7 protein-coding genes and 1 pseudogene are annotated in these 10,951 nt (G+C 65.3%); 3 read left to right on the top strand and 5 right to left on the bottom strand.

Annotation, left to right across the window (positions count from 1 at the left end; translation table 11 throughout):
• Together C8J30_RS17780 and C8J30_RS17775 are read left to right on the top strand one after the other, a co-directional pair.
• Window positions 1-114, top strand: a 114-nt coding sequence (locus C8J30_RS17780) for an integrase core domain-containing protein (protein ID WP_146227878.1), incomplete at its 5' end; no start/stop codon positions are given.
• A 510-nt stretch (window positions 115-624) separates the two neighbouring features.
• Window positions 625-4,734 (top strand): Hint domain-containing protein, encoded by a 4,110-nt coding sequence (locus C8J30_RS17775; protein WP_110807408.1) that lies wholly within the window; start codon window positions 625-627, stop codon window positions 4,732-4,734.
• 350 nt (window positions 4,735-5,084) lie between these two features.
• Here the strand turns inward: C8J30_RS17775 and C8J30_RS17770 are convergent, their stop codons facing one another.
• From C8J30_RS17770 to C8J30_RS17760, 3 genes are all read right to left on the bottom strand, one after another.
• Window positions 5,085-5,429 (bottom strand): helix-turn-helix transcriptional regulator, encoded by a 345-nt coding sequence (locus tag C8J30_RS17770; RefSeq protein WP_110807406.1) that lies wholly within the window; start codon window positions 5,427-5,429, stop codon window positions 5,085-5,087.
• A gap of 11 nt (window positions 5,430-5,440) precedes the next feature.
• Window positions 5,441-5,692 (bottom strand): type II toxin-antitoxin system RelE family toxin, encoded by a 252-nt coding sequence (locus C8J30_RS17765; RefSeq protein WP_110807404.1) that lies wholly within the window; start codon window positions 5,690-5,692, stop codon window positions 5,441-5,443.
• 89 nt (window positions 5,693-5,781) lie between these two features.
• Window positions 5,782-6,414, bottom strand: coding sequence for a tyrosine-type recombinase/integrase (locus C8J30_RS17760; RefSeq protein ID WP_110807402.1), 633 nt, complete (start codon window positions 6,412-6,414; stop codon window positions 5,782-5,784).
• 228 nt (window positions 6,415-6,642) lie between these two features.
• Between C8J30_RS17760 and C8J30_RS17755 the strand changes: the two genes are divergently transcribed.
• A complete protein-coding gene (locus C8J30_RS17755; RefSeq protein ID WP_110807400.1) occupies window positions 6,643-9,198 on the top strand; it encodes a cation-translocating P-type ATPase in 2,556 nt (851 codons plus the stop codon).
• A 57-nt stretch (window positions 9,199-9,255) separates the two neighbouring features.
• Here the strand turns inward: C8J30_RS17755 and C8J30_RS18790 are convergent, their stop codons facing one another.
• Both C8J30_RS18790 and C8J30_RS17745 read right to left on the bottom strand, forming a co-directional pair.
• Complete coding sequence (locus C8J30_RS18790; protein ID WP_181420951.1) at window positions 9,256-9,597, bottom strand: hypothetical protein; 342 nt, start codon at window positions 9,595-9,597, stop codon at window positions 9,256-9,258.
• A gap of 41 nt (window positions 9,598-9,638) precedes the next feature.
• Window positions 9,639-10,687 (bottom strand): annotated as a pseudogene (locus C8J30_RS17745) (IS5 family transposase).
• Between the last annotated feature and the right edge of the window lie 264 nt (window positions 10,688-10,951).

Genomic DNA, 10,951 nt, shown 5'->3' with positions numbered 1-10,951 from the left:
GCAGGCATCGGCAAATGGATCGACTTCTACAACACGCAGCGCCCCCATTCGGCGCTTGGCGGAAGGACACCGGTTGAGGCCCATCAGGGCCAAGATCTGAAGGCGGCGGCTTGATCAACGGGCAAGCTTAGCAACGCCGCAAATCTGTCCGGAAAACGGGGACCACCTCACATCGCTCCCCGCGGCTTCGTCCTTCCGAGGTTTGTCAACGTGGACCGCCACCATCCGGCGGCAACCGCAGCGCTGCGGTCCACGTCGAAAAACCTTCAGCTGAGCCGACGATGAGGCTGCCGCATCGCAGACGCAGAAACCGGCGACAGCCGCCGCTCACTGGCCCCATTCGGATCGACACATCGCGCAGGAAGCGGACATTTCGCTCAAGAGGGCGCGCCTCGCGCCTTAAACCCGCCTCGATGTCTTAACGTCATGATCGCACACGATCTTGACGTCGCGCCAATGGTTGGTCGGTGTCGCGTGCTCCTTGTCGATTATCGGAGCGTCGCATCGGCCCCGCGTCGTTAACCGGTTAACTTTGTTCACAAATCCTGTGGACGCGAGAAGCCATCCTTAACGGAATGAAGACTAGCTTTACCTGTTTTGCGGCCCCGTGCAGGATTTGGCATCTTGTCCACGACCTTCAATGTCATCTCGCTGGGAACCTGGGCGGACCTTGATCCGACCGAGGGCAATTCGGCTGCCGAAAACACTGCGGCGCTTCAGGGGCACACCTTCGGCAGCACCGACGATCCTTTGTGCAACTATGTTCATGTCCTGTCGGCGGGCAGCTATTCCGGCGGGACCGATACCGCCACCTCGGCGACCTCCTACGACACCAACAACTTTACCACCACCGACACCTTTCACATCGACGGCGGGGCGCTGCACACCTTTGACAGCATCCTGCCCTATACGGCCACGCTGACCTATGTCGACGGCACGACCGCCAGCTTGACGCAGATCTCGGTGTTTCAGGATACGGCGGGCAACCTCTATCTGGCGCCGCGCTCGACCTACAACGCTGATCAGATCGCGCTCGAGGCACATGCGATCCGCTCGATCACGCTGAACACCTATGTTGCCCCTACGGGCAACGGCTGGAACATGACCGCCGACCGCGATCCCTGGGACGGGATCATCACCCATACCGGCGTGGTCGAGGGCACGGGCGGCGCAGATTCGATGGGGGTCGGCTATGCCGATGGTGGCGGCGATCTGATCGATGGCGCTGATGGCGACGCCGATACGATCCATGCCGGGCTTGGAAACGACACCGTCGCCGCGGGGGCGGGCAACGATGTCGTGCAGGGCGGCGACGGCGATGATTCCGTCGATCTTGGCGCGGGCAATGACACCTTCGGGAACAACGCCGACTGGAACACCGAGGCGGGCAACGACTCGGTCCGCGGCGGGATTGGCGACGACCTGATCCTTGGCGGCGGCGGCAATGACACGTTGCATGGCGACGCGGGGAACGACACGATCTCGGGGGCTTGGGGCGCCGATCTGCTTTATGGCGACGCGGGCAACGACAGTTTCATCGTCACCGATGGGCACGAGACCGACACCATCGATGGCGGCACCGAGACCGACACCATCGCCTTTTCCAACTATGTGCTGACGAGCGGGGTCAGCGTCACCTACACCGGCTCGGGTGCCGGAACCTGGAGCTACAACGTCAACGACCACGGGGTCTTTTCCGCGATCGAGGTGATCTCGGGCACCGGATACGCCGACACGATCAATGCGAGCGCCGACACCACCGGCACGACGATCTATGGCAACGACGGGGCCGACAGCCTGACCGGCGGCAGCGGGGCCGACACGCTGGATGGTGGGGCGTCGAATGACACGATCAGCGGCGGCGCGGGGGGCGATCAGATCTGGGGCGGGGCCGGGTCCGACAGCCTGACAGGGGGCGCCGATGCCGACACGTTCTGGACTGACCAGACCTCGGGCACGGGTGACACGATCATCGGCGGCGAGACGGGCACCGACACCGACGTGCTGTCGCTGGCGGACAGTTCGGGGCTTGGCGTCACCGTCACCTTTTCGGGGTCAGAGGCGGGCAGCTACAGCTATGTCTCTGGCGCGGCCTCGGGCACGTTCAGCCAGATCGAGGCGTTTTATCTTTCAGCGGGCGCCGACAGCCTGAACGCGAGTGCAGCCAGCCTTTCGGTCACTGTCGCGGCGGGCGACGGCAATGACACGCTGATCGGCGGATCGGGCGCCGATGTGCTGGCAGGCGAAAACGGGGCCGACAGCCTGACCGGCGGTGCGGGCAACGACACCTTGCAGGGCGGCGCGGGCGCCGACACGCTGGCCGGGGGCACCGGCGCCGACAGCATCGTCGCGGGCGACGGCGACGACCGGATCGTGCTTGGCAGCAGTTTCGGCAATGACACGGTGGACGGTGGCGAGACGGGCGAAACCGCGGGCGACACGCTCGACGGCTCGGGCCTTGCCAGCGGCGTCGCGGTGACCTTTTCCGGGACCGAGGCAGGCACGGTGGTCTCGGGCACCGACACGCTCAGCTTCACGGCGATCGAGCATGTGATCCTTGGCGCGGGCAATGACACGGTCACCGGCAACACCGGCGCGGAAAGCATCGCCTCCGGGGCGGGCAATGACCTGCTGGACGGTGGGGCGGGCAATGACACGCTGACGGGGGATGCCGGCAATGACACGATCACCGGCGGCACCGGCAATGACTGCCTGAGCGGCGGGACGGAGTCCGACTATTTCATCATTGCCAACCTCGACGGCACCGACACGATCGCGGGCGGCGAGGACACTTACGATTTCGACATGATCGGCTTTTCCACCTCGGGTGTGGGGGTGCATGTCACCTTTACCGGATCCGAGGCGGGGACATGGAGCTTCGGGGTCGGTGGCTCGGGCAGTTTCACCCAGATCGAGGGGATCTGGGGCAGCGACGCCGCCGACACGCTTGACGCCGGGGCGGCGACCTCGGCGGTCACGCTGACCGGCGGCGCGGGCGATGACATCGTGATCGGCGGCAGCGGCGACGATCATTTCAACGGCGGCGACGGCAACGACACCGAGACCGGGGGCGCCGGTAACGACACGCTGAATGGCGACGCGGGCAACGACTGTCTCTCGGGCGGGTCGGGAGACGACTGGCTTCTGGGCGGCTCGGGCAACAACACGCTGATCGGTGGCGACGGCAACGATTATTTCAACGCCTTCAGCGGTTCGAACAGCGTCGACGGCGGTGCGGGCAATGACACGATCCAGTTGGGCGACGGCGCTGACACGATCGACGGCGGCACCGGCGCGGACAGCATCTCCTCGGGATCGGGGTCCGATCATATCATGCTGTCGGCCGGGTTCGGCGCCGACACGATCGACGGTGGAAGCGTCGATGATGCGGCGGGCGACACGTTGGATGCAAGCGCGCTGGCCACCGGTGTCACGCTGACGATGACCGGCGCCGAAGCGGGGACGCTGTCGGACGGCACCTCCACCGCCACCTTTACCGAGATCGAGCGGGTTCAGTTGGGCGCGGGCGCTGATCAGGTCGATGCCACGGCTTCGGCGGCGGGGGTCAATGTCGATGCGGGCGCGGGCAACGACACGATGACCGGCGGCGCGGGCGGTGACACGCTATCGGGCGGGCTGGGCAATGACCTGATCAGCGGCGGCAGCGGCGCGGACCTGCTTGATGGCGGGGCGGGCAATGACACAGTTGACGGGGGCAGCGGCAATGACACGCTGGCCTCGGGCGCGGGCGCCAATCGGCTGATCGGTGGCACCGGCAACGACAGTTTCGAGTTGACCGACCTGACCGGGGTCGACACGATCGTGCTGGGCGGGGGATCGGGCGCCGACAGCGTCACCCATTTCGACATGACCCGCGCCATTGTCGGCGGGCCGACCACCGATCAGATCGATGTCGGCGATCTGACAGATCTTGACGGCAACCCGGTGAATGCCAAGGATGTCACGATCAGCGGTGACAGCTTTGGCAATGCAGTGCTGACCTTCCCGCATGGCGAAAGCGTGACGCTGATCGGCATTTCGCCCGCCACTTTGAACGCCGACCGCTTTGCCACGCTGCATGCGATGGGCATTCCCTGTTTCGTCGCGGGCAGCCGGATCGACACGCCGCAAGGCCCTGTCGCCATCGAGGATTTGCGGGTGTGCGATCTGGTCCGGGTGCGCGACGGGCCGCCGCAACCGGTGCTTTGGACGGCCTCGCGGCGGGTCCGCGCGGCCGAAATGCAGGCGGATCGTCGGCTCTTGCCGATCGAGATCCGAGCCGGGGCGCTTGGAAATTCAGGCCCGGTTCGGGTCTCTGGGCAGCATTGCCTGATGGTGCCCGAAGGGACGGGGCGGTTGATCCGGGCGCGGCATCTGGTCGAGACCGGCTGGCCCGGCGCGCGGATCATGTCGGGCAAGCGCGGCTGCGCATACCACCACATCTTGTTGCCACGCCATGCACTTGTCAATATAGAGGGGGTCTGGGCCGAGAGTTTCTGGCCCGGCCCTACGGGCTATGCGGCCTTGGATGCGATGGCGCGTCAGGCGCTGATCTGCGCTTTTCCGGCGCTGGCATCGGCGTTATATGGCCAGATCCCGGTCGATCTGGCCTATTCCGCGCGGGCCTTGCCGGTGCTCAAGCGCCGCGAGATCAGCCCCGAGAGCTTCGCCCTCTGGCGCAAGCGCCTGTCAGCGCAGCAGGCAGTGCAAAGGGTTCAAGACGTTCATCCTTGAGCGTGCCCATCACGCCTTTGCGGCCTTTTTTTGCAGAAATTCGACTTGAGGTTTGAGCGCCCCCTCCCCACGTGCATCATGCAACGCGGACGCTCTCGGCAGAGCCGAGAGCGCTGAAGCGGTTGATGACCGAGCGGAAAGCGCCATTGGTTCAAATGCAACCGCGAAGAACTTGGATCTGGATTTCGGCGGTTTGGCGGTCCGAGCCGCCTCTCATGCCCGCGCCACACATTGCGCCACGCCCCACCTGAATGGCCGCTTGGGGCTGGCTTGCCCCGTCGCGGCGCCGTGCCCGAACGGCCGCTTCCAGAAAGGCGCGTCGAGCCGCGACCGGCCGCTTAGGGCCGACGTTACTCTGTCAGATCGTCCAGACTCACGCCGAGCGCATCGGCCAAGGCGCGCAATGTTGCGATTGAGCCTTGCTTTCGGCCGGTCTCGATCTCGGCCACGGTGACCCGCTTCACGCCCGATTTCTCGGCCAGTGCAGCCTGGGTCAAGCCGCGCAAATCACGGTAGACGCGCAAGGGGCTTTCCCCATTCAGCAGGCGGTTCGCATACTCCGTCGGGATCAATTCGTCCTCTCCCGCCGCGAGCCGAGCCTTGGCGCGGTCATAGCTTTGCAGGTCGGCCAGGTCCTCCGCAGCGGCCCGCAGGCGGTCATATTCTTCGCGCGGGATCGTCACCATCTCGTTCATGTCAAACCCTTTCAGTCGTAGACGCCGCCCCTCGGCCCGATATCGAGAACGGCCAGAACATTGCCCTGACCCTCCATGATCACCCGCGGGTCCCCTACCCTCAGCCGAATACCCTCCCGGCCTTTCAAGGGTTTCACGTTATTGGCCTGCGAGTTCGGGTCCTGCGCATAGGCTTCAATCTTGGCGCGGATCAGCGCAGCGGTATTCGAGGGCATCCTCCGCAATGCCTTGACCGCGGCTTTGGTGGTGCTGATCTGCTTCATGATGTAGCTTTGGGCGACATTTCAGCCAAAGTCAAGCATAATGTCGCCCTGCGCGACATGCCTGGCCGGCAGGGGCGGCCAGGCAAAGATCATAGATCAATCCCCTCCGACAGCGTCAGCGCATCCTCCAGATCGACACCCAGATACCTGACGGTGCTGTCCATCTTGGTGTGGCCCAGGAGCAGCTGCACGGCGCGAAGATTTCCGGTCTTCTTGTAGATCTGCGCAACCTTCGTGCGCCGCATCGAATGCGTACCGTAGGCACTGGGCTCGAGCCCGATCGAAAGAACCCAGTCGCGCAGGGTCCGGGCATATTGACGTGTCGACAGGTGCGGGCTGGCGTGAACGCGGCTGGGCCAAAGATATTCGCTGCCGATCATCTCGGGATCCTTGATCCACCGTTCCAGCGCGAGGCGCGTGGTCTCGGTGATCTCGAAGCGGACAGGTTTCCGGGTCTTGCTCTGGGTCCCCGAGGCACGTTCCTTGACGTGACCGGCTGCAGTGACGTCGTTCACCCTGAGGCCGACCAGATCGCAGCCCCTGAGTTTGCTGTCGACGGCCATGTTGAACAGGGCAAGGTCACGCCGATTGTCGGTCCTTTCCAATCGCACGCGGAGGAACCAGACATGCTTCGGCTGCAACGGAAGCTTTTGGCCGGCGATGCGGCCCTTGTTCCACGGCGCGCGGGGCGGGCGAAGAGCGGGCAAGGTTTCAAGGATCATGAGGGTACTCCCCTCCGCCATGCCCACCACGTCCTCGGCTCCGCCGACCCGGAAGTGTAGCACCGATCCATCCGCCGTTTCGATCGATCGAGGGAGGCATCGAGACTTGCAATCAGTTCTCTTGAGCAGACGACCACGCTCCCCCCCGCAGGCTCTTCGGTTTACCTCTTCCGCTGAACAGACGCGCCGCTTGTGTCCGTGGCGACACCCTGCGAACCTGACCGCATCATGACAGACATTGCAGAACGCGACTCCCAGACGACGTCAGGCCTGACCGAAGCAGAGGCTGCGGCCCGGCTTGCGACAGACGGCCCAAACGAGCTTCCCTCCGGCGACCACCGAACAGGCTTTCGTATCCTGCTCGACGTTCTCCGCGAGCCGATGCTCGCCCTCCTCCTCGCCGGGGGTGCGATCTACGCCCTCCTCGGCGAGACGCGCGATGCGGCGGTCCTGATGGTCTTCGCCTGCCTCTCTGTCCTCATCACGCTGGTGCAGGAATGGAGGAGCGAGAAGGTGCTGGAAGCGCTGCGCGACCTCAGTAGCCCGCGCGCCCTCGTCATCCGCGACGGCAGGCGGCAGCGCATCCCCGGTCGCGACGTGGTGCGCGGCGACGTCATCCTGCTCTCCGAAGGCGACCGTGTCCCCGCCGATGCGCGGCTCCTTTCGGCCCATGACCTAAAAGCCGACGAGTCCCTCTTGACCGGAGAGGCCGTTCCCGTCCGCAAACGCGCGGCCCTTGGACAGGATGCACGGCAGACCCTGCCCGGCGGGGACGATCTGCCGGTCGTGTTCTCGGGAACGCTCGTCGTGCGGGGCAAGGGCACAGCCGAAGTCACCGCCACGGGCCCCGGTACCGAGATCGGCAAGATCGGCAGATCCCTCGCCTCGGTCCGGCCGGAAACTCCGCGTCTCTACCTCCAGACGCGTCAGATCGTGTTCCTGCTGGCCATCGCCGGAATGCTGGTCAGCCTGCTGGTCGGGGGCCTTCATGCCTATCTCAGCGGCGACTGGCTGGATGCGGTGCTCGCGGGCATCGCCATCGGCATGTCGATGCTGCCTGAAGAATTCCCCGTGGTCCTCGCCATCTTCATGGCCATGGGCGCATGGAGGCTTTCCCGGGCGCGCGTCCTGACACGCCGCGCGGCAGCGATAGAAACTCTGGGGGCCGCGACCATTCTCTGCACCGACAAGACCGGCACCCTGACCCAGAACCGGATGGCGATCCGTCAGGTGCGCCTGCCGGACGGGCGGATCTTCGATATCGACGGGCCGCAGGTCGCCGAGGCGGCGTGTGCCACGGTCCTGCACACCGGCCGCCTTGCTTGCGATCCCCAGCCCTTCGATCCGATGGAGCAGGCATTCCACGCAATGAGTGCGCTGGACGGGCCGCCCGACGACCTGACGCTCCTGCGGTCCTACGGCCTTCGCCCCGATCTTCTGGCCATGTCGCAGGTCTGGCGCGGCGATACATCGGCCCAGCTCACCATCGCCACCAAAGGCGCACCGGAGGCCATCGCCACCCTCTGCCGACTGCCCCCTGCGGCACGCGACGCCATGGCCCGCGACATGGACGCGATGGCAGCGTCCGGCCTGCGCGTGCTGGCCATCGCACAAGGCGGCACGACGGACACATTGCCCGAGCACCAGCAGGACCTGCGTCTGACATGGCTCGGCCTCGTGGGCCTTGCCGACCCGCTGCGCGAGAGCGTCCCGCAAGCCGTGGCCGAATGCCGCCGCGCGGGGATCGAGGTGAAGATGATTACCGGCGACTACCCCGTCACCGCCACCGCCATCGCACGCGAGGCGGGGCTCGACGGGCTTTCCCCGCTGACAGGACAGGAGCTGAACTGCCTAGACGACGCAGCCCTCGGCGAAAGGCTGCAAAAGGGCGATGTCTTCGCCCGCATCATGCCGGAACAGAAACTGCGCATCGTCAACGCCCTCAAGGCCCGCAACGAGGTTGTGGCGATGACGGGTGACGGCGTCAACGACGCGCCCTCCCTCAAAAGCGCACATATCGGAATCGCGATGGGCGGGCGGGGCACGGATGTGGCGCGCGAAGCCTCGGCCATCGTTCTGCTGGACGACGATTTCGGTTCCATCGTCCGCGCCATCCGTCTGGGCCGGCGCATCTACGACAACCTGCGCAAGGCCGCGGGCTTCATCTTCGCCGTCCACCTGCCCATCGCGGGACTCGCCATCGCGCCCCTCCTTCTCGGCTTCCCGGTCGTGCTCGGCCCGATCCACATCGCCTTTCTGGAAATGGTCATCGACCCCGTATCAACGCTGGTCTTCGAGGCCGAGGACGAAGAGAGCGACATCATGGACCGCCCCCCGCGAGACCCCGCCGAACGCCTCTTCTCTGCTGGGCTGATCGGCTGGAGCCTCACCCAGGGCACCGTCGCCTTCGCCGCCGTCGCCGCGATCCTCTTCTGGGGCGCGGAGCGTCAGATGCCTGCGGACGAGTTGCGCGCCCTGAGCTTCTTCACGCTGGTCATCGTGATCATCGCGCTGATCTTCGTGAACCGATCTTTCCGGGCCTCGCCCGCGGCCGCCCTCGGCAGGCCCAAGCCCGCGCTGCTGCTGGTCCTCGCGGCAGTGTCGGGGATCCTTGCCACCGTGAACATCTGGCCCGCCGCGCAGGACATCTTCGGCTTCGACCCCCTACATCGTGACGACCTGTTCCTGACGGCGGGCGCGGGATTTGCTGTCCTCCTGATCCTCGAAGCCTTGAAACCGCTCTGGCATCGCCGCAGCAGGACCGCATCAGGAAGCCCGGCTTGACGCACCCGGCCTCCGCTTCTCTCCCTGCGGCCCTCGGATGACCCTGTCATCCCCCCCCTACAGCGCCGCAAGCTCATCCGCTTCGGCGCGGCTATCGCCATCGGCAACCTCGTCTGGGAAACAGCGCATGTCCCGCTCTACACGCTCTGGCAGACTGGAGCCCAGAGCGAGATCACATATGCCGTGATCCATTGCACGCTGGGCGACATCCTGATCGCAACCGCCTGCCTCGGCGGCGGGGTCTCCCTCCTTGTGCGCCGCCAGCATGAACCTCGCCAGATCGTTGGTGATCTTCTGGCCGCCGAGATCAACGAGAAGAAAGCGCGGTCGGTCAAATACCAGATCGCCACCGCCAAGCTGGGCGCGATTTGGGGAGCCCGTGAGATGGCTCTGTTGCACAAATCGGCTGCGGACCGGACTGCCCCTTCCCCCGGACAGACTTATCCTACGGCCTCCGTGACGGGTATTCCGAGACCTGTGAAGCCGTTGAGGAATGAGCCATGTCGCGCCATTGGTCCGAGCGACAATGGCGAATGACGCGGACCTGGAACTCGGCCACCTGACGGTCGAAGTCTCGGGCGAACAAGCGCTGACCCAATAGCTTCACGCAGTGCATTTTGGTCTCTGCACGGCTTCGGCGGTGATAGCCGCTCCATCGTCGCCAAATGGTCCTGCCGACGCGCTTCGACGTCCGCAGGATCTTGTTGCGGGCAATCGCCCCGGCGGTGTCCGGCTTCCAGGGTTTGGCGTTTTTGCGAGCAGGGATGATCGCGGCAGCACCGCGGGCGGCGATGGCGTCATGGCACGTGCGGGTGTCGAAGGCGCCGTCGGCGGTAACGGTGGCGATCTCCTGGTCGGGCGGGATCTGGTCGAGCAACTCGGGCAGCATGGGGGCGTCGCCGACGTCGCTGGTGGTGAACTCCACCGCCCGGATTTCCAACGATTTCTCGTCGATGCCTACGTGGATCTTGCGCCAGACCCTGCGTTTGGCGCCGCCATGCTTGCGGGCGTTCCATTCACCTTCGCCCTCGACCTTGATCCCCTTCGCCATGGGCCTCGGACCAGTGGCGGCACCATGGCTCAGTGTCGAGCAGCAGGTGAAGCGGGCCTGCTGATCCTCGATACGGGATGTTGACCTTCAGCGTTCGATGGGCTTACGCGGCGCCACTGGCGCCACGGTCCCATCTCACTCTGGCGCCGCGACAGCGTACTGAAGTTCGGCACCGCCCAGTCAAGGCCGATCAGACGCAGAAGGCTCTCAACGAACCCTGTCGTTTGCCGCAGTGCCATGCCGAACAGCACCTTCATCTTCAGGCAGGTCTGGATGGCGGTATCGCTGTAGTCCGGCTGCCGTCCACGCTTCCCTGTCGGTACAGCCTCCCAGGTCTTGGTGGGGTCGAACCAGATCGTCAGCGAGCCGCGGCGCTTCAGCGCCTTGTTATATGCGGGCCAGTTCCTGGTCTTGTAGGGGGGGCGTGGGTCTGCTCATGCCGCCCAGCTACCATGAGGGATTCACGAGATGAATCCCTCATGGGATTTGCGCGACAGAGCCCCGGTGATAGAGCGGCCGGGATTCCGGAAAGATGTGCCGCAGTAGATTTCCCTACGCGACATACTTCGCTCCAGCCTGCATGGCTGACCGTGTTCTCGGCGTCGCCGCGTCCGGCGCGGGCGCGATAGGCGGGCAGCGTCCAGCCGAAGACGATCGCCCCGGCCCGCGCCGCAAAGGCTACCAGCCCGCCCGCAAGCGCGT

Origin of the sequence: Rhodobacter viridis, assembly GCF_003217355.1 — a bacterium.
GTDB classification, from domain to species: Bacteria; Pseudomonadota; Alphaproteobacteria; order Rhodobacterales; family Rhodobacteraceae; genus Rhodobacter; species Rhodobacter viridis.
The sequence above is the reverse complement of the archived record's forward strand: the minus strand, read 5'-3'. Positions and strand labels throughout refer to the sequence as shown.